The 18,522-nt window shown below is 72.5% G+C and carries 16 protein-coding genes and 1 tRNA gene; 9 read left to right on the top strand and 8 right to left on the bottom strand.

What is annotated here, in order from left to right:
* Positions 1–4: 4 nt before the first annotated feature.
* The 3 genes from DWB05_RS01990 to tpiA all read right to left on the bottom strand — a co-directional run bounded on the left by DWB05_RS01990 (position 5) and on the right by tpiA (position 2,859).
* A complete protein-coding gene (locus DWB05_RS01990; RefSeq protein ID WP_114374523.1) occupies positions 5–1,648 on the bottom strand; it encodes a CTP synthase in 1,644 nt (547 codons plus the stop codon).
* A 72-nt stretch (positions 1,649–1,720) separates the two neighbouring features.
* Complete coding sequence (gene secG, locus DWB05_RS01985) at positions 1,721–2,038, bottom strand: preprotein translocase subunit SecG (RefSeq protein WP_114374521.1); 318 nt, start codon at positions 2,036–2,038, stop codon at positions 1,721–1,723.
* A 65-nt stretch (positions 2,039–2,103) separates the two neighbouring features.
* On the bottom strand, positions 2,104–2,859 hold the full coding sequence (tpiA, locus tag DWB05_RS01980) for a triose-phosphate isomerase (protein ID WP_114376496.1): 756 nt from the start codon (positions 2,857–2,859) through the stop codon (positions 2,104–2,106).
* A gap of 125 nt (positions 2,860–2,984) precedes the next feature.
* On the opposite strand from tpiA, the gene DWB05_RS01975 reads away from it, so the two are divergent.
* Both DWB05_RS01975 and trpE read left to right on the top strand, forming a co-directional pair.
* Positions 2,985–4,874 carry a peptidylprolyl isomerase gene (locus tag DWB05_RS01975; protein ID WP_198669029.1) on the top strand — a complete coding sequence of 630 codons (1,890 nt, stop codon included), beginning with the start codon at positions 2,985–2,987 and terminating at the stop codon, positions 4,872–4,874.
* The gene (gene trpE, locus DWB05_RS01970; RefSeq protein ID WP_114374517.1) at positions 4,871–6,385 is read left to right on the top strand and encodes an anthranilate synthase component I; all 1,515 of its coding nucleotides are present in this window, start codon (positions 4,871–4,873) and stop codon (positions 6,383–6,385) included. Before DWB05_RS01975 ends, trpE begins: the two co-directional genes overlap by 4 nt.
* Positions 6,386–6,389: 4 nt before the next feature.
* On the opposite strand, the gene DWB05_RS01965 is transcribed toward trpE, so the two are convergent.
* The 3 genes from DWB05_RS01965 to DWB05_RS01960 form a co-directional block, all read right to left on the bottom strand.
* Positions 6,390–7,610, bottom strand: coding sequence for an amidase (locus DWB05_RS01965; RefSeq protein WP_114374515.1), 1,221 nt, complete (start codon positions 7,608–7,610; stop codon positions 6,390–6,392).
* A gap of 78 nt (positions 7,611–7,688) precedes the next feature.
* Positions 7,689–7,946: a hypothetical protein gene (locus DWB05_RS14560; RefSeq protein ID WP_157967038.1), complete on the bottom strand. Its 258-nt coding sequence runs from the start codon at positions 7,944–7,946 to the stop codon at positions 7,689–7,691.
* Complete coding sequence (locus DWB05_RS01960; protein WP_114374513.1) at positions 7,943–10,303, bottom strand: heavy metal translocating P-type ATPase; 2,361 nt, start codon at positions 10,301–10,303, stop codon at positions 7,943–7,945. Before DWB05_RS01960 ends, DWB05_RS14560 begins: the two co-directional genes overlap by 4 nt.
* A 97-nt stretch (positions 10,304–10,400) precedes the next feature.
* Here DWB05_RS01960 and DWB05_RS01955 point away from each other — a divergent pair, with 97 nt between their 5' ends.
* The 6 genes from DWB05_RS01955 to lexA all read left to right on the top strand — a co-directional run bounded on the left by DWB05_RS01955 (position 10,401) and on the right by lexA (position 15,329).
* A complete protein-coding gene (locus DWB05_RS01955; protein ID WP_114376495.1) occupies positions 10,401–10,997 on the top strand; it encodes an anthranilate synthase component II in 597 nt (198 codons plus the stop codon).
* Entirely contained in the window at positions 10,994–12,040 is a 1,047-nt protein-coding gene (gene trpD, locus DWB05_RS01950) for an anthranilate phosphoribosyltransferase (RefSeq protein WP_114374511.1), read from the top strand. The genes DWB05_RS01955 and trpD overlap by 4 nt, the downstream gene beginning before the upstream one ends.
* Complete coding sequence (gene trpC / locus DWB05_RS01945; protein ID WP_114374509.1) at positions 12,037–12,834, top strand: indole-3-glycerol phosphate synthase TrpC; 798 nt, start codon at positions 12,037–12,039, stop codon at positions 12,832–12,834. Before trpD ends, trpC begins: the two co-directional genes overlap by 4 nt.
* Positions 12,831–13,313, top strand: a complete 483-nt coding sequence (gene moaC / locus DWB05_RS01940; protein WP_114374507.1) for a cyclic pyranopterin monophosphate synthase MoaC — start codon at positions 12,831–12,833, stop codon at positions 13,311–13,313. Before trpC ends, moaC begins: the two co-directional genes overlap by 4 nt.
* Positions 13,313–14,521 carry a molybdopterin molybdotransferase MoeA gene (locus tag DWB05_RS01935; protein ID WP_114374505.1) on the top strand — a complete coding sequence of 403 codons (1,209 nt, stop codon included), beginning with the start codon at positions 13,313–13,315 and terminating at the stop codon, positions 14,519–14,521. The genes moaC and DWB05_RS01935 overlap by 1 nt, the downstream gene beginning before the upstream one ends.
* 103 nt (positions 14,522–14,624) lie before the next feature.
* Positions 14,625–15,329: a transcriptional repressor LexA gene (gene lexA / locus DWB05_RS01930; protein ID WP_114374503.1), complete on the top strand. Its 705-nt coding sequence runs from the start codon at positions 14,625–14,627 to the stop codon at positions 15,327–15,329.
* 24 nt (positions 15,330–15,353) lie between these two features.
* On the opposite strand, the gene DWB05_RS01925 is transcribed toward lexA, so the two are convergent.
* A complete protein-coding gene (locus DWB05_RS01925; protein WP_114376494.1) occupies positions 15,354–16,970 on the bottom strand; it encodes a bifunctional metallophosphatase/5'-nucleotidase in 1,617 nt (538 codons plus the stop codon).
* 79 nt (positions 16,971–17,049) lie between these two features.
* Positions 17,050–18,093 carry a lipid A deacylase LpxR family protein gene (locus DWB05_RS01920; RefSeq protein ID WP_232818355.1) on the bottom strand — a complete coding sequence of 348 codons (1,044 nt, stop codon included), beginning with the start codon at positions 18,091–18,093 and terminating at the stop codon, positions 17,050–17,052.
* Positions 18,094–18,193: 100 nt separating this feature from the next.
* Between DWB05_RS01920 and DWB05_RS01915 the strand changes: the two genes are divergently transcribed.
* A tRNA-Ser gene (locus DWB05_RS01915) sits at positions 18,194–18,281 on the top strand.
* The last annotated feature ends 241 nt before the right edge of the window (positions 18,282–18,522 follow it).

Here is an 18,522-nt window from a genome sequence, read left to right as displayed (position 1 = left end):
GCGTTCACACGAGCCTCGCCTGCTTCACCGCCGCCTCGACGAAGGAGGCGAACAAGGGATGCGGCTTCCACGGCCGCGACTTGAGTTCGGGGTGGAACTGCACGCCGACGAACCACGGGTGACCGGGCAGTTCGACGATCTCGGGCAGTGTGCCGTCCGGGCTCATGCCGCAGAAGAGAAGCCCCGACTCCTCGAGGATCGGCTTGTAGCGGATGTTCACCTCGTAGCGGTGGCGATGGCGTTCCGAGATGCGCGGGGCGTCGTAGATCGCGCGCACGAGCGACCCCGGCTGCAGCACGCAAGGGTAGGCGCCGAGCCGCATCGTGCCGCCGAGATCGCCCCCCGCCTGGCGCCGCTCCACCTCGTTGCCGCGAGTCCATTCCGTGAGCAAACCGACGATCGGGTGCTCGCACGGCCCGAACTCGGTGGAGGAGGCGCCGGAGAGGCCGGCGAGGTTCCGGGCGGCCTCGATCACCGCCATCTGCATGCCGAAGCAGATGCCGAAGAAGGGAATGCGGCGTTCGCGCGCGAACCGCACCGCCGCGATCTTGCCTTCCGTCCCGCGCTCGCCGAAGCCGCCGGGCACGAGGATGCCGTGCACGCCCTCGAGGCGATGGATCGCGCCTGGGGTTTCGAAGATCTGGCTGTCCACCCAATCCAGCTTCACCCGCACGCGGTTGGCGATGCCGCCGTGGGTGAGCGCCTCGGCCAGCGACTTGTAGGCGTCGAGCAGCCCCGTGTACTTGCCGACGACGGCGATGGTCACCTCGCCCTCGGGGTTGCGGATGGTCTCGACGATCCGTTCCCAGGCCGAAAGGTCCGGCTCCTCCTCGCAGGCGAGGCCGAAGTGGCGCAGCACCTCGCAATCGAGCCCCTCGCGGTGATAGGCGATCGGCACGGCGTAGATCGTGTCGACATCGAGGGCAGGGATCACCGCCTCGCGGCGGACGTTGCAGAAGAGCGCGATCTTGCGCCGCTCGCCCTCCGGGATCGGCCGATCGGCCCGGCAGAGCAGGATCTGCGGCTGGATGCCGACGCTGAGCAGCTCCTTCACCGAATGCTGGGTGGGCTTGGTCTTCAGCTCGCCCGCCGAGGCGATCCAGGGCACGAGCGTGACGTGGATGAAGAGGGCGCGGGCGGGACCGAGTTCGTTGCCGAGCTGACGGATCGCTTCCAGGAACGGCAGCGACTCGATATCGCCCACCGTGCCGCCGATCTCGACAATGACGAAATCCGGTTCCCCCCCGTCCGGCATGGTGGCGGGCGCGGTGATCGTCTCCTTGATCGCGTCCGTCACGTGTGGGATCACCTGCACCGTTCCGCCGAGGTAATCGCCGCGGCGTTCGCGCGCGATGACGGTGGAATAGATACGCCCCGTCGTCGCATTATCGGCCCTGGTCGCATCGACACCGGTGAATCGCTCGTAGTGGCCGAGGTCGAGATCGGTCTCCGCCCCGTCCTCGGTGACGAACACCTCGCCGTGCTGGTAGGGGCTCATCGTGCCGGGATCGACGTTGAGGTAGGGGTCGAGCTTGCGCAGCCGAACCCGAAACCCCCGCGCCTGCAGGAGCGCGCCGAGGCTCGCCGCCGCGATCCCTTTGCCCAAGGAGGAGACCACGCCGCCCGTGATGAACACGTATCGCGTCATGGGCCCCCCTGATACGCGCAAGCGCTCGACCGCCACAACCGCGGCGCGCGCAGGTCTGGCGACCGTGGGTTTTCAGTTGATCGGGACGATCGGCGGGGGAGCGGGGGCCGGGGCCACCGGCGCGGTCGGTGGGGGCGAATCGAGCAAGGACGGCGCCTGGCGGCCGCTCTGATTGATGAGCGCGAGCGCGAGGCTGAGCGCGAAGAACAACGTCCCCAAAACGGCTGTGGTGCGGGTGAGCAGGTTGGCGGTGCCGCGCCCGCCCATGAAGGCGCCCAAGCCCCCCGAGCTACCGATGCCGAGCCCCCCGCCTTCGCTCCTCTGCAGGAGCACGACGACGATGAGCGCGATGGTGACGAGAAGGTGGAGGATGAGAAGGACGGTGAACATGGCGACCCCGGGCTGCCGCGGCCGCTTCTAGCGCCGCCTGCCCCGCCGCGCCACCCCGCCTCTGCTCACGCCACGGCGACGGGGGCGGCGGCGATGATGGCGAGGAACTCCGCCGCCTGCAGCGAGGCGCCACCGACCAGCGCGCCCCCCACCTCCGGCACGGCGAGGATCGGTTTCGCGTTCGCCGCCTTCACCGACCCCCCGTAGAGGATGCGCACACCCCGCCCCGCTGCGCCGAACCGGGCGACCAGGCGGGCGCGGATGGCGGCGTGCATGGCGGCGATGTCGGCCTCTGACGGCGTGCGCCCGGTGCCGATCGCCCACACCGGCTCGTACGCGACCACCCCTCCGGCCCGAGCGAAGCCCTCGGGCAGGCTGCCGGCAAGTTGCGCTTCGACCACCGCCTCGGCACGACCGGCGTCGCGTTCGGCGAGCGTCTCGCCCACGCAAACGATCGGGGTAAGCCCGGCAGCCACCGCCGCCTCCGCCTTGGCGCGCACGAGGGCATCGGTCTCGCCGTGGTCGGCCCGCCGCTCCGAGTGGCCGAGAATGACGAAGGACGCTCCGGCATCCTTCAGCATCGGCGCCGACACATCGCCCGTATGCGCCCCCGAGGCCTTCGGGTGGCAGTCCTGCCCGCCGACCGCGATCGCCGAGCCGGCGACCGCGCGTGCCACCCGCTCGATCAGGGTGAAGGGCGGGCAGAGCAGCACGTCCACCCCGTTTCCATCGCCCAGGCCCTCGCGCACGGCCCGGGCCAGCGCAACCCCCTCGGCTCCGAGCCCGTTCATCTTCCAATTGCCGGCGATCAATGGGCGCATCGCGGTTCCTCCTTCGGCCTGCGCCCTTTCCACGGCGGCGGGGGCTCCGCAACCCCCTGCGTTGCGCCCCTTTCCCCCCTTCTGTAGGGTCCGCCGCCCGAAGCCGCCCGGAGACCCCCACCCCGATGCTCGCCGCGATCCGCAACTCGCTGAACAGCTGGATCGTCAAGGCCCTGTTCCTGCTGCTCATCGCCTCCTTCGCGGTGTGGGGCATCGGTGACTTCGTCACGAGCGGCGGGCGTGAGCGGACGGTGGCGCGTGTCGGCGACGCCACGGTCTCGCTCGCCGAGGCGACCGAGGCCTATCAGCGCGAACTCGCCCAGCTGCGCCGTTCGCTCGGGGGGCAGTTCGAGCCGACCGGCCCCATCCGCCAAGCGATCGCGGAAGCGGCCCTCGGGCGGCTCACCGCACTGCGTGCGCTCGATCTCGAGGCCGAGCGGATCGGCGTGGTGGTGCCCGATGACGCCCTGCGCGAGGCGGTGTTCGCCGCCGAGGTGTTCCGCGGCGCGGACGGTCGGTTCTCGCGCGTGCAGTTCCAGGCCTTCCTGCGCAACCAGGGGCTGACCGAGCAGCGCTTCCTCGAACTCTTGCGCGGGGATCTCGCGCGCGGGCAAGTGGTGGGCTCGGTCCGCGTCGGCGCGCTTGCCCCGGATGCGCTGGCCGCCGCGCTCTTCGCCTATCGCAACGAACGGCGGGTGGCGGATCTGGTCGAGCTCCCCTTCGTCGCCGCCCCCGCCCCGCCCGAACCGACCGAGGAGCAACTGAGGCGCCACTACGAGAACAACCCGGACCTGTTCACCGCCCCCGAATACCGCGCGTTGACCTTCCTCCTGCTCACGCTCGAGGACGTCGCGCGCGAGATCGAGATCCCAGAGGCGGCTCTGCGCACCGCCTACGAGGAAAGGCGGGGCGAGTTCTCGTCGCCGGAGCGGCGCGTCATCGCCCAGGTGGTCGTGCGCGACGAGGAGCGGGCACGGGCGATCGCCGAAGCCTGGGCGGCCGGCGCGCCAATGGCGAACATCGTCGCCGAGGCCGAGGCCTCGGGGGGCACCGCCGGGGTGCTCGGGCGGCTCTCCCGCGACGAGGTGCCGCTGCCCGCGCTGGCCGCCGCCGCCTTCGCCCTGCCCGCGGGGCGGGTGAGCGAGCCGATCCGCAGCCCCTTCGGCTGGCACGTGGTGCGGGTGGAGGAGATCGAACCGGCGACCGAGCGCGCCTTCGACGAGGTGCGGGAGGAGCTGAAGGCGCAGCTCGCCCGCGAGCGGGCGGCGGACCTGATCTACGCCCGCGCCAACCGGGTGGAGGATTCGATCGCGGCCGGCATGACGCTCGAGCAGGTTGCGCGCGCGCATGGGCTTCGTCTGCTCTCGTTCGCCGCCATCGACGCCGCCGGGCGCGGGCCCGACGGCGAGCCGCTCGACCTCGACGGGCTGCCCGAGGAGGCGTTGCAGGGCGCCTTCGAGGCCGGTCCCGGCGCCATCCCCCGCCTGACGGAGGCCCGCGACGGCTCGTTCTATGCGCTCCGCCTCGACGGCATCACGCCGCCCGCTCTGCGCCCCTTCGATGCGGTCGCGACCGAGGTGCGCGCCTCCTGGGAGCGCGAGCAGCGCCGGCGCGCGATGGAGGAGGAGGCGGCGGCCCTGCTCGCCGCGGTGCGCGAGGGTGTGGCGCTGGACGAGGCCGCCCGCCGCCGCGGCTGGACGCCGCGCCGCACGCCCCCCTTCCGCCGCGACGGGGCCGAAGCCGGCGCACCGCCGCCGCAGATGACGCAGGCCCTGTTCGCGCTCGCCCGCGGCGAGGCGACGATGATCGAGATGCCCGCGGGCTTCCTGGTTGGTTCCGTGGTGGCCATCGAGGCCGCAGGTGACGACCGCGCCGGGCGCGAGCGCATCGCGCGCGAGATCGCGGGCGCGATCGCGGACGATCTCGAGGCGCAGTTCCTCGAGGCCCTGCGCACGCGGGCGGGGGTGCGGATCGACGCCAACGCCACGCGGCTCATCGCGGGCGACGCGCCGTGACACCCTCCCCGCCCGACCGCGACGCGTTCCGCACCACCTATGAGGCGGGCCGGCCGCAACTGCTCTGGACGACCACGGTCTCCGACCTCGAGACCCCCGTCTCCGCCTTCCTCAAGCTCGCCTCGGGCCGACCGAACGCGGTGCTGCTGGAGAGCGTGGAAGGCGGGGCGGCGCGCGGGCGCTACTCCATCATCATGCTCGACCCCGATCTCGTCTGGCGCGTGCGCGGCGACCGCGCCGAGATCAACCGCTTCGCGCTGACCGACCCGGAGGGCTGGCGGGCGGAGGAGGTGGGCGCGCTCGCCTCGCTCCGTCGCCTGATCGCCGAAAGCCGCGTTGAGATTCCGCCCGGCCTGCCGCCGATGAGTGCCGCTCTCGTCGGCTATCTCGGCTACGACTTCGTCCGCCGCATCGAACGGATCCCCGAGACCAATCCCGACCCCCTGGGCCTGCCGGACGGCATCCTGCTTCGCCCCACGGTGGTGGCCGTGTTCGACACGGTGCTCGACACCCTCACCTTCGCCACCCCCGTCCGCCCCGCCCCGGGGGTGACGGCCGACCAGGCGCGCGAGGCCGCCGAGGCCCGGCTCGCCGCCGCCGCCGCCGCCCTCGCCCGCCCGCTGCCGCCCCCACCCGCCGCCCGGCCAGCGAGCCCCGATCTCGGCCAGGTCGCCTCCAACATGACGCGCGAGGCGTTCGTTGCGGCGGTGGAGCGAGCCAAGGAGTACATCCGGGCCGGCGATGCCTTCCAGATCGTGCTCAGCCAGCGCTTCGCCGTCCCCTTTTCCCTTCCTCCCTTCGCGCTCTACCGCAGCTTGCGTCGCCTCAACCCGTCGCCCTTCCTGTTCTTCCTCGATTTCGGCGGTTTCGCGGTGGTGGGCTCCTCGCCCGAGATCATGGTCCGGCTGCGCGACGGCACCGTCACCATCCGCCCGCTCGCCGGCACGCGGCCGCGGGGGGCGACGCACGAGGAGGACCAGCGGCTCGAGCGCGAACTGCTCGCCGACCCGAAGGAGAGGGCCGAGCATCTGATGCTGCTCGACCTCGGGCGCAACGATGTCGGCCGGGTGGCGGAGGTCGGCACCGTGACGGTGAAGGAACAATTCGTCGTCGAGCGCTATTCCCACGTCATGCACATCTCCTCGCATGTCGAAGGCCGGCTGCGGGCGGGGTGCGACGCGGTCGATGCGCTGATGGCGGGGTTTCCCGCCGGCACGCTGTCGGGGGCGCCGAAGGTGCGGGCCATGGAGATCATCGAGGAGCTCGAACCGGAACGGCGCGGGCTCTACGCCGGCTGTGTGGGCTACTTCGCTGCGAACGGCGAGATGGACACCGCGATCGCGCTGCGCACGGCGGTGGTTAAGGATCGGGTGATGTATGTGCAGGCCGGGGCGGGCGTGGTGGCGGATTCCGACCCTGAGGGCGAATGGCGCGAGACGGTGGCCAAGGCGCGGGCGCTGATCCGCGCGGCGGAGGAAGCGGTGCGCTTCGCCGCCGGGGCAGGACGCTGACCGCTCAGGCTTCGAGCGCCAGCGCCTCCGCCACCGCTTCGGCCAGCGCGAGCAGGGCGCGGTCGCGCCCCGGCGCGGCGAGCAGGCTCAACCCCACCGGCGCCCCGTCAACCTTCGCCGCCGGGATCGTCACCTCGCACGCCCCGGCGAAGCCGGCGAAGGCGGTGACGCCGATCGTGCGCTCCCGCACCTCCATGATCTCCTGGGGCGTGGCGGTGAGCAGCGGTGCCGGGATGGGCGAGGTGGGAAAGACGAGCACCGCGCCGCCCCCGAGCAGACCCCGCAGCCGGAAAGAGGCCTGGGCGCGGAAGGCGCGCGCCCACGCGCTCTTCTGCGGCGTCTGGTGGCGGGCGAGTTCGAAGCGCTGCGCCACCGCCGGCGAAAGCTTCGGCTGCACGGAGGCGACCCAGGGCCCGAGTGCGGCCAGGTTCTCCTCGTTGTTGCAGGCCCGGAACGCATCGAACCAGGCGTGCAGCCCCTCGATCGCGACCTCGACCTGCACCGAACGGCCGAACCGCGCCTCCAGCCGCTCGAGCGCGAGCGACAGCGCCTGCGCCACCGCGGGTTCGGCGTTCATCCACGCCTCCTCGGGCTTGAGCAGGGGCCCGAGCGACCCCTCGCCGCCCGCCGGCAGCAGCACCTCGCCCACCCGGCGCAGCACGGAGGGCGAACGCGCGAACCAGCCCACCGTGTCGAAGCTGGGCGCCAGCGGCATAACCCCGCAGGCGTTCACCGCTCCCCAGCTCGGGCGGAAGCCGTAAAGGCCGCAGTAGGAGGCCGGGATGCGCACCGATCCGGCGGTGTCGGAGCCGAGCCCGATGTCGAACAGCCCCGCCGCGCAGCCGGCGGCGGAGCCGCAGGACGATCCACCCGGAAAACGATCGGGGCAGACCGGGTTCTTCGGCGTCCCGTACCAGAGGTTCTCGCCCGTGAGCCCGGCGGCCAGCTCCACCGTCTTCGTCCGGCCGACGAGGTCGGCGCCCGCCTCGCACAGCATCGTCACTGCCGGAGCGGTGACCAGAGCCGGCGGATGGGTGCGCGCCCAGTCCGGGTTGCCGTAGCCGGTGACGTGGCCCGCGATGTCGAACACGTCCTTGGCGCCGAAGGTGAGGCCGGCGAGCGGCCCCGAGGCCGCGCCGGGAAGCGTGATCCGCTCGCCCGGGACGAAGGCGCCGACGGGATCGTTCCGGTCCGCCACGCTTGCCGCCGTCTCGGTCTTCGCCATCGCGCGTCCTCCTCGATTCCGGCTTACTGTAAGCCGGACGTTCGACGACGGCACCCCCGCCCCCTCGCCGCGGCGGGCTCAGCCGAAAATCAGCTGCAGCAGCGCATCGGCGAGGAAGGCGCCCGGGTAGGCGAACAGGGCGCCGAGCAGGAGCAGGATGAGCAGCCGCCGGCCGCGCCGGCCAAGCCCCGTCAGCGCCCGCGCCACCCGCAACGGCGTGCGGCGCGCCCTGCCGCGGCGCGCCCGTGCCGGCCGCTCGGCCGACCGCCTGGCGGGTCGCTCGGCGACCCGGGCGCGGGCTGAGGCGGGCGGACGGCGACTCGGACGGCGGCTCACCCCATCCCGATAGCGCGGCCGCGGCGCGCGAGCAGTACCGCGTTGCCCACCACCGAGACGGAGGAGAGCGCCATCGCCGCCCCTGCCACGGCGGGCGAAAGGTAGCCGGCGGCGGCGAGCGGCAGGGCGGCGACGTTGTAGGCGAAGGCGAAGACGAGGTTGCCGCGCACCGTCGCCAGAGTCGCCCGCGCGAGCGCGATCGCCTCAGCCGCCAGCACCGGATCGGGCCGCAGCAGCGCGACGGGGGCGGCGGCAAGGGCCGAATCCGCCCCCCCACCCATGGCGATACCGAGATCGGCCTCGGCCAGGGCCGCGGTGTCGTTCACGCCGTCGCCGACCATGGCCACGCATCGGCCGGCGCGACGCAGGCCGGCGATGCGGTCCGCCTTCGCCTCCGGATCGACCTCCGCCTCGATCCGCGCGATCCCCACCGCATCCGCCACGGCGCGGGCCGGCGCCACTGCATCTCCGGTGAGCAGGATGGGCTCGCACCCGAGCGCGCGCATCTGCGCCACCGCCTCGGCCGCGCGCGGACGGATCGGGTCGGCGAGCGCGATCGCGCCAAGGGCGCGCCCCGGCTCGACCAGGAACACCACGGTCGCCCCTTGCCCCTCCGCCTCGCGCACGAACGAGCCGAACGGAGCCAAGTCGGCGGCGAAGGCAGCGGCGAGGCGGGCATTCCCCAGCCCGACCTCCCGCCCGTCGACGACCCCGCGCACACCTTGGCCGGGCACGGTGCGTGCCTCAGCGACGGGTGGCACGATCGCCCCGGCGCGCTCGGCGGCGCGCAGGATCGCCGACGCGAAGGGATGGGCGCTCGCCGTCTGCAGGGCGGCGGCGAGGGCGAGCACGCCATCCTCCCCCCTCACCGCCACCACCTCGGGTTTGCCTTCGGTCAGCGTGCCCGTCTTGTCGAACACCACCGTGTCCAGCCCTCGCGCCCGTTCCAGGGTGGCGGCGTCACGGATGAGGATGCCCCGTCGCGCCGCTGCCCCGACGCCCGCGACCAGGGCAGCCGGAGTGGCCAAGCCAAGGGCGCAGGGGCAGGCAACGACGAGCACGGAGACGGCGGTGACCACGGCGCGGTCGACCCCTGCCCCGGCGGCCAGCCAGCAGACCAGGGTGGCGAGGGCCAGCAAAAGCACCGCTGGGACGAAGACGGCGGCCACGCGATCGACCAGCGCCTGCACGGGGGCCTTGCTTGCCTGGGCCGCCCGCACGCGCGCGAGGATGCGGCCGAGCAGAGTCCCCTCGCCGACGGCGGAGACCCGCACCACCACCGATCCCGAGCCGTTCACCGCCCCCGCTACCACCGCGTCGCCGAGCCGTTTCGGCACCGGCAGGCTTTCCCCCGTCACCAGGCTCTCGTCAGCCTCCGTCTCGCCCTCCGCGATCACGCCGTCGGCGGGGAAGGCCTCGCCGGGGCGGACGCGGATCAGGTCGCCGGGGCGGAGCGCGGAGACAGGCACGCGGCGCTCGCGCCCCTCCGCTTCGAGCCGCACGGCTTCGGCCGGGCGAAGCCGTGCGAGCGCCTCGATCGCGGCGGCGGCGGATCGTTTCGCCCGCTCCTCGAGCGCCTTGCCGAAGAGGACGAAGGCGATGACGAGGACGGACGCCTCGAAGTAGAGGGGCCCGCCCGCAACGAGGTGCCAGGCCGAGAGGGCGAAGGCCGCCGTGGTGCCGAGTGCGACGAGCTGGTCCATCGTGCCGGCGCGGGCCCTCAGCGCGCGCCAGGTTCCGGCGTAGAACCGCGCTCCGGCCAGGAACTGCACGGGGGCGGCCAACGCGAGCTGGAGCCAGCCGGGCAGCAGATGGCCGCCCGCAAGATGCGCGACCATGTCGACCAGGAACGGCACCGCAGCGAGCAGGGAGAGGACGAGCAGCGCCCGCTGGCGGCGCTCGGCCGACGCGCGGCCGTCCTCCGGGGCTGCGAGCGGGGCGGCGCGGTAGCCCGCCCGTTCCACCGCCGCGATCAGGGCCCCCGGCTCCACCGCGCCCCGCGCCACCCGCACCTCGGCGAGCCCCGAGGCGGCGTTCACCGAGGCCCCGATCACCCCGGGCACGGCGGCAAGAGCCCGCTCCACCTTGCGCGCGCAACCGCCGCAGGTGAGCCCCGCGACCTTCAGCGCGATCACCTCCTCCGCCACCCCGAACCCCGCCCGCGCCAGCGCCTCGGCGAGCGAGCGCGTGTCCGTCCGGCCCGGGTCGTAGGCGAGGTCCGCCGTGCGGGTGGCGAAGGAGACGGACGCCGAGGCCACGCCGTCGATGGCGGCGAGCGTGCGTTCCGCCCGCGCCGCACACCCCCCGCAGGCGAGGCCTTCGAGGGCGAGCGAGAGGCGAGGCAGGGCAGCGTCCATGGCGGGATCCTCTCACCGCCGTAGCGGCGCACAAGCGGGGAGGATGGAGCCCCGCCCGTTGACCCGCCTTGCCCCCGCCCGCATCCTCCGCCACCCGATGATCCTGCTGATCGACAACTACGACAGTTTCACCTTCAACCTGTTCCACCTGGTGGGGGGGCTCGGCGAGAGCGTGGAGGTGATGCGCAACGATGCGCTCACCGTGGCCGAGGCGCTCGCGCGCCAGCCGGAGGCGATCATCATCTCGCCCGGCCCCTGCGACCCGGACCGGGCGGGCATCTCGCTCGAACTCATCCGCGCCGCTGCCGGGCGGGTGGCCGTGCTCGGCGTCTGCCTCGGCCATCAGGCGATCGGCCAAGCCTTCGGCGGGCGCGTGGTGCGCGCGCCCGAGCCCTGGCACGGCAAGGTCGATCGGGTGCATCACGCCGGGGAGGATTTGTTCGCCGGGCTCCCTTCCCCGTTCCGCGCCACGCGCTACCACTCACTGGTGGTGGAGCGGGCGAGCCTCCCTGACGCGCTCGTCGTCACCGCGTGGAACGAGGACGGCCTGATCATGGGGCTTCGCCACCGCGCCTTCCCCATCTTCGGCGTGCAGTTCCACCCCGAGAGCATCGCCTCCGAGCATGGGGCGACCATGATGAGCAACTTCCTCGCCCTCGCACGCGGGCGCAATCGCGTGGCGGAACCGGCATGAGCCCCGCTCCCTTGCCTTCGCTCAAGCCCGTCATCGCCCGTCTCGCCGACGGCGCCACCCTGACCGAGGAGGAGGCCGAGGCCGCCTTCGACACGCTGATGGCCGGCGAAGCCACCCCCGCACAGATGGCCGCCCTGCTGATGGCGCTCCGGCTGCGCGGCGAGACCGTGGCGGAGATCGTGGGCGCGGCGCGGGCGATGCGCGCGCGCATGCTCGCGATCGAGGCCCCTCCCGGCGCGATCGATGTCTGCGGCACCGGAGGCGACGCGCAGGGCACGTTGAACATCTCCACCGCCGTCGCCTTCGTCGTTGCCGGCTGCGGCGTGCCGGTGGCCAAGCACGGCAACCGCGCCATCTCCTCGCGTTCGGGCGGGGCCGACGTGCTCGCCGCGCTCGGGGTGGCGATCGACGCCCCGTTCCCCGTGCTCGAGCAGGCCTTGCGCGAGATCGGGGTCGCCTTCCTGATGGCGCCGCGGCATCACGTGGCGATGCGCCATGTCGCCGGCCCGCGCGTCGAACTCGGCATCCGCACGGTGTTCAACCTGCTCGGCCCGATCGCCAACCCCGCGCGGGTGCGGCGTCAGCTGACCGGCGTCTTTTCCCGCGTCTGGGTCAGGCCTCTGGCCGAGACGCTGGGCCGGCTCGGTGCCGAGCGCGCCTGGGTGGTGCACGGGTCGGACGGGCTCGACGAACTGACGGTGACCGGGGAGAGCCACGTCGCCGAGTGGCACGAGGGGCGGGTGCGCGAATTCGTCGTCCGCCCGCAGGACGCCGGGCTGCCGATCTCCCTTCCCGCCGCGCTGAAGGGCGGCGAGGCGGCGGAGAACGCCGAGGCCTTGCGGGCGGTGCTCGCGGGCATTGCGGGGCCGTATCGTGACGCGGTCGTGCTGAACGCCGCCGCCGCGCTGATCGTCGCCGGGCGGGCGCAGGATTTGCGCGAGGGTGCGGCGATGGCGGCGGAGGCGATCGATTCCGGCCGCGCCAAGGCGGCGCTCGATCGCCTCGTCGCCCTCACCCGCGCCGGCACGGAGACCGCGGCATGACCGAGATCCCGGACGCGCTCGCCCGCATCTGCGCCCGCACGCGAGCCGATCTCGCGGCGCGGAAGGAGACCATCGCGCTCGCCGAGCTCGAACGCCGCGCCGCCGCGGCCGACCCGCCGCGCGGCTTCGCCCGCGCCCTCGACGCCGCAGCGGCCGCGCGGGGCATCGGGCTGATCGCCGAGATCAAGAAGGCCTCGCCTTCGGCAGGGCTGATCCGTCCCGAGTTCGATCCGCCCGCCCTCGCCCGAGCCTATGCCGACGGTGGAGCCGCCTGCCTCTCCGTGCTGACGGATGGGCCCTTCTTCCAGGGCGCGCCCGAGCATCTCGTCGCCGCCCGCGCCGCCGTGGGGCTTCCCGTGTTGCGCAAGGACTTCCTGCTCGACCCCTGGCAAGTGGTGGAGGCGCGCGCCATGGGGGCGGACTGCGTGCTCTTGATCATGGCCGCGCTCTCGGACGCCGAGGCTGCTTCGCTCGAGGCCGAGGCGCGGCGTTGGGGGATGGACGTGCTGATCGAGGTGCACGACGAGGCGGAGCTCGACCGCGCCCTCGCTTTGGGCGGAACGTTGCTCGGCATCAACAACCGCGATCTCCGCACGCTGCGCACGGACCTCGCCACCTTCGAGCGCCTTGCGCCGCGCGTGCCGGGCGATCGTCTCCTCGTCGCCGAGAGCGGAATCGCCACCTCGGCCGATGTGGCGCGGATGACGGCCGCCGGGGCGCGTGCGATCCTGGTGGGGGAGAGCCTGATGCGGCAGAAGGACGTGACGGCGGCAACCCGGGCCCTGCTCGCATGAGCGACGATCGCCTCACCCATTTCGATGAGGCCGGCAACGCGGTGATGGTGGACGTCTCCGCCAAGGCGGCGACGGAACGCGTGGCGGTGGCGCGCGGGCGGGTGGTGATGCAGCCCGCCACACTCGAGACCATCGCCGCCCGCGCGTTGAAGAAAGGCGATGCGCTCGCGGTGGCGCAGCTCGCCGGCATCATGGCGGCGAAGCGCACGGCCGATCTTGTCCCCCTTTGCCACCCGCTGCCACTGGCTTCGGTCTCGGTCACGCTCACCCCCGATCCCGCGTCGAACGCGGTGGAGATCGAGGCGACCGTGAAGACCACGGGCCCGACGGGGGTGGAGATGGAGGCGCTGACCGCCGTCTCGGTCGCCGCCCTCACCCTCTACGACATGGCGAAGGCGATCGATCGCGGCATGCGCATCGAGGCCGTTCGGCTCGTGCACAAGTCGGGCGGCAAGTCCGGCACCTTCGAGGCGGCGTGATGCTCTCCGTCGAGGAGGCGCGGGCGCGGATCCTCGCCGCGCTGTCCCCGGTCGGCACGGAGTGGGTGAGCCTTGCCGAGGCGTGGGGCCGGGTGCTGGCGGAGGACGTCACGGCCCGACATGACAAGCCCCCGGCCGACGTGTCGTCGATGGATGGCTACGCGGTGCGGGCGGCGGATTGCACGCTCCCACCCTGCCGGCTGCGCGTGGTGGGTTCGGCGCCGGCGGGGCATCCGTTCGCGGGCCGGATCGGTCCCGGCGAGGCGGTGCGCGTCTTCACCGGCAGCGTCATCCCCGACGGCGCGGATTCGGTGGTGATCCAGGAGGACACCGACCTCGGCGAGACGGCGGTGGAGGTGCGCGTGACGGCGGCGTCGGGCCGGCACATCCGTCGCCGCGGTGGCGACTTCGCCGCCGGAACGGTTCTGCTGCGCGCCCCGCGGCGGCTCACCGTGCGCGACGTCGGGCTCGCCGCCGCGGCGGATCGGCCCTGGCTGCGCGTGCATCGCCGCCCCCGTGTGGCCATCCTCTCCACCGGGGACGAGGTGGCGCGCCCCGGCGACCCGATCCCCGAGGGCGGAATCGTGTCGTCGAACGCGCTCGCGCTGGCGGCACTGGTGCGTGCCTGTGGTGCGGAGCCGATCGATCTCGGCATCGCTCCCGATGACATGGACGCGATCGCGCGCCTGGTTCGCGCGCCGCACGGCGCCGACCTCATCGTCACCTCCGGCGGCGCCTCGGTCGGCGCGCACGACCTGATCCAGGCCTCGCTTCAGCCCGAGGGGCTGGAACTTGCCTTTTGGAAGATCGCGATGCGTCCGGGAAAGCCGTTCCTGTTCGGCCATGTGCGCGGCACGCCCCTGCTCGGGCTGCCCGGCAACCCGGTCTCCGCCCTGGTGTGCGGCCTCCTGTTCCTCGCCCCTGCCCTCGACCGCCTGTCGGGCCTTCCCGGCGAACCCCCTGCCCCGGAGTTTGCGCGGGCTGGTGCGGACCTGCCGGCGAACGATCTGCGGGCGGACCATTTGCGGGCGCGGCTTGAACGCGATGGCGACGGGGCGTGGATCGCCACCCCCTTCCCCGCCCAGGACAGTTCGCAGATGCGAATCTTCGCCGAGGCCGAGGCGCTGATCCTGCGCCCGCCGCACGCCCCCCCGGTGCGTGCGGGCGAGCCGGTGCCCATCCTGCGGCTCGGCCTGCGAGGGTACTGAAAATCGCCCGCGTCGCGCGAAGCCTCTTGCTCCGACGCGGCGGACGAACCTAGAACAGCGTTGCCGGTTTGTTCACGCGGCGACCGCGAGGGGTTCGGGGGCCATGCTCACGCGCAAGCAGCACGAGTTGCTGATGTTCATCGAGCGCCATCTGCGCGAGACGGGGTTTTCGCCGTCCTTCGAGGAGATGAAGGCGCACCTCGGTCTGCGCTCGAAGTCCGGCGTGCATCGCCTGATCACCGCGCTCGAGGAACGGGGCTTCCTCGCCCGCCGGGCGCACCGGGCGCGCGCGCTCGAGGTGCTGCGTCTGCCGGAAAGCGCCTCGGCGCGCGGACGCGAGGCAGCGGCGGCCTTTGCGCCGAACGTCATCCGCGGCAATTTCGGTGCCAAGCTCGCCGGGGCGCGGTCGGCGGCCGAGGCGGGCGCGGTCGAACTGCCGATGCTCGGCCGCATCGCGGCCGGCGTGCCGATCGAGGCGTTGCGGGATGTCGGCAACGTGATCGAGGTCCCCGTCGCCCTGCTCGGTTCGGACGGCGAACATTACGCCCTCGAGGTGGCGGGCGACTCGATGGTGGAGGCCGGCATCCTGGACGGCGACACCGCCATCATCCGCCGCTGCGACACCGCCGAGACGGGCGCCATCGTGGTCGCGCTGATCGACGACACGGAGGTCACGCTGAAGCGCCTTCGCCGCCGCGGCAACTCGATCGCGCTCGAACCCGCCAATCCGCGCTACGAGACGCGCATCTTCGGGCCCGATCGGGTGAAGATCCAGGGCCGGCTGGTGGCGCTGTACCGCCGCTATTGACCGCACGCCCCTCGCGGCGTGGCGTCAGGGCGCTTCGGCGATGCGCCCGTCGAGCAAAGGGCTGAGCGGGCTGCGGCGGGCGAAGAACGCCTCCATCACGTCCTCGAGATTGGGCCCCGAGTCGTAGGGGTCGATCGCCCGGTCTCGCAGCACCGTGTAGGCATCCCCGCCCTGACGGAGGAAGTTGTTGGTGACGACACCGTAGACGCGATCGTCGTCGAGCGGGGCATAGGAGCCATCCGGCTGGCGGACGGAGACGGAAACGAGCCGCGAACCGACAGGAGCGTTCGGGCGCCAAGTGAAGCGCAGCCCGGCGACCTGCGGAAAACGCCCCGCTCCCTGCTCGAAGGCTGAGAGGCCATTCTCAAGTGCGGCGCGGATGTCGGCTCCGCGCAGCTTCAGCGTCGCCAAGGTGTTGGAGAAGGGCAGCACGGTGAGCAGGTCGCCCCAGGTGACCGACCCGGCCGGGAAGCCGGCGCGGATGCCGCCGCCGTTCTGCAGCGCGATCTCCGCCCCGGCCGGGCGCCCTGCCTCGAGCATCGCCTCCGCGATCAGGTTGCCGATCGCGCACTCCGTGCGCCGGCAGAGCGCGTTGGACAGTGCCTCCGTGGTCGACCCGATCACGCGCGCGCGCAAGGCGACAAGTGGCTCGGCGAGGCGAGCGACGATCGCCTCCACCGCGGGGTCGCGCGGGTCGGCGAAGCCAAGCTCCCGCGCATCGCCGCGCGCTTCGAGCACCCGGCCCGCGGCGTCGAGATCGAGGTCGAGCCGACCGTAGTAGCGGTTGTTCGCTCCCGCCTGGACGATGGGGATGGCGAAGCCGGAAGCCCCCTGTTCCGGCAGCGGGTAGCGGGCGAAGGCGCCCTGCGCGGTGTTGGAGAGCAGCGTGTGGCTGTGCCCGCCGACGATGGCGGACAGGCCTGGCACGGCACGCGCGAGCTCGACGTCGCGGCGCAGCCCGACATGGGTGAGCGCGATGATGACGGAGACGCCCTGGTCGCGGGCGGAACGGGAGGCGGCGGCGAGGGCTTCGGCATCCGGGAGGAACCGCACGCGCGGGCCGGGAGAGGAGATCCGCGGCGTGTTCTCCGTGGTGAGGCCGACGATGCCGATCTTCGCGCCACCGCGTTCAAGCACGACAAAAGGGGCGATCCGGTCGGCGAGCTCGGGTTCGGCGGAAGCGTCGATGTTGGCGGAAAGCACGGCGAAGCGGGCGCCGCGCACGAAGCGGCCGAGCACAGGAGGGCCATTGTCGAACTCGTGGTTGCCGACCGCCATCGCGTCGTAGCCGATGGCGTTCATCACCTCGAGTTCGGCCAGCCCGCGCCAGTGCGTGTAGAACAGACTGCCCATGAATTGGTCGCCCGCGTCGAGCACCAGGACCGTGCGCCCCTCGCGTTCGGCGGCGGATCGTTCCGCCGCGAGCGCAGCGGCAAGGCGGGCGGAGCCGCCGAAGCAGCTGCCAGGTGCCTGCTCCTCCGCCCGACAGGCGGCGCCGAAGCGATTGGTCGGCTCGTGGCGTGCGTGGACGTCGTTGGTGTGCAGGATGGTGAGCCGAAGCGGTGCCTGCGCGCGCAGAACGGCGGGTGCGGCGAAGGTTGCCGCGGCGGAGGCCAGAAGGCGACGTCGGCTGAGACGCATCATTCGCTCCCGAAGAATGCCCAAGCGCTAGCGCGACGGCGCGCCCTTGTCAGCCGCAAGACGATGACGGTGCGAAGGCTCAGAACGGCACGGACAGGCTGATCGAGCCGAACTGCACCATGCGGTTGTTCTGCCCGTCGAATTCCTGGCTGCGGAACGTGTGGGTGTAGGTCAGCCGCGCCTGCGGCATGATCAACACCGCACCGAGGATGCCATCGCCGACGACGTACTTTTTGTTCACGCTCCGGCTGTCGCGCCAAGTGTTGCCGTCGAGGAAGATGTCGTGCGCGATGGCGCGCGCTTCGACGCCGGCGAGCACGTACCAGCCCCACGCGCCGTCGTGGCGGAAGAAGGCGGAGCCGACCGCGGCGGGGCGAAGGCGTTGCGGGCCGAAATCGGCATCGACCTTGGAGCCGAATTTGACGATGACGCCGGTCGCTGCCCATGTCTGCACGTTGCCGAGGCTGACCGCCACACTCGGCATGATGCTCCAGCCGAGGCTGTTCACGATCGTCGCCTTCAGCGGGGAGGAGAACCGCCACTGGCGGTTCAGGATCAGGTTCACCCCCGGTTCGTCCTTGAGTTGCGTCGCCCAGCCGGCGGAGCGGTCGATCCGCAGCAGGCGATGGACGTTGTTCTGCACCTGCTCGCCGAGGGCGGAAGGCCCCACCACGCCGAGCTGAAGTTCGACAAGGGCGAGGCTCGTTTCGGTCACGGCCGAAATGGCGGCGGAACCGTAGAGCCAGCCGGCGTAAGGGCGATCGGTGAGTGGCGGAAAGCGGGACCTCGTGTCCTCGGGCGTGTAGATGTTCTGGCCGAGGCCGAACCCCCAACGGACCAGCCCGCCGGCTGGCAACCACAGACCGACGAAGGGTGAGGCCTGAGCGAGAAGGTCGGTCAGCACCGGCGAGGTGGCGCGCCAGGCCACCTGCCAGCCGGTGGTGTAGTAACGATCGCGGCCGCCGAACTGGTCATTTTCGTAGGTGATGGTGAGATTGCTGATCGGGTCGCGCTCGTTGCCGAAGCATGGGGTGGCCAGCAGGCCGGAGGCGAGCACGCCGGCCACGGTCGCTGCCCTGAAACTGGTGCCAGGCCGAAAGCGGCAGAGGGGCGTGCTGATCACGACGTTGTGCTAGCGGGTCGCGGCGCGTTTCGTCCAGCGCGGCGGGCAGCGGGGGGTTGATTGGTCGGCGCCGATCCGTTCCCTTCAGGCGCATGGTCGCGGAGGGGTGGCAGAGCGGTCGAATGCGCCGGTCTTGAAAACCGGAGGGCCTCCCGGCCCCGTGGGTTCGAATCCCACCCCCTCCGCCACCCCTCGGCCGAGGCCCTCCTCGTGCGCCCGCATCACCGAAGCGTCGCGGAGAACACGCGCGATTCAGCCGGCGCCTGCGATGCTTGTGCCGATAGCCGCGCCTACCCGCAGCCCCGCCGCGTCCATAACGACCCTGCCCCAGCGCTGAGGCCAGCTCCTCCTTGACCGGTTCCTCGAGCAAACCGCAAATCCGTTCCCGCACGCTCTCCTCGAGCGGATGGAACCAGCCTTGCCCGGCAA

The sequence above is a fragment of the Elioraea thermophila (ex Habib et al. 2022) genome (genome assembly GCF_003336755.1).
Classification (GTDB): Bacteria; Pseudomonadota; Alphaproteobacteria; order Acetobacterales; family Acetobacteraceae; genus Elioraea; species Elioraea thermophila.
This window is presented reverse-complemented; position numbering and strand designations above follow the sequence as displayed.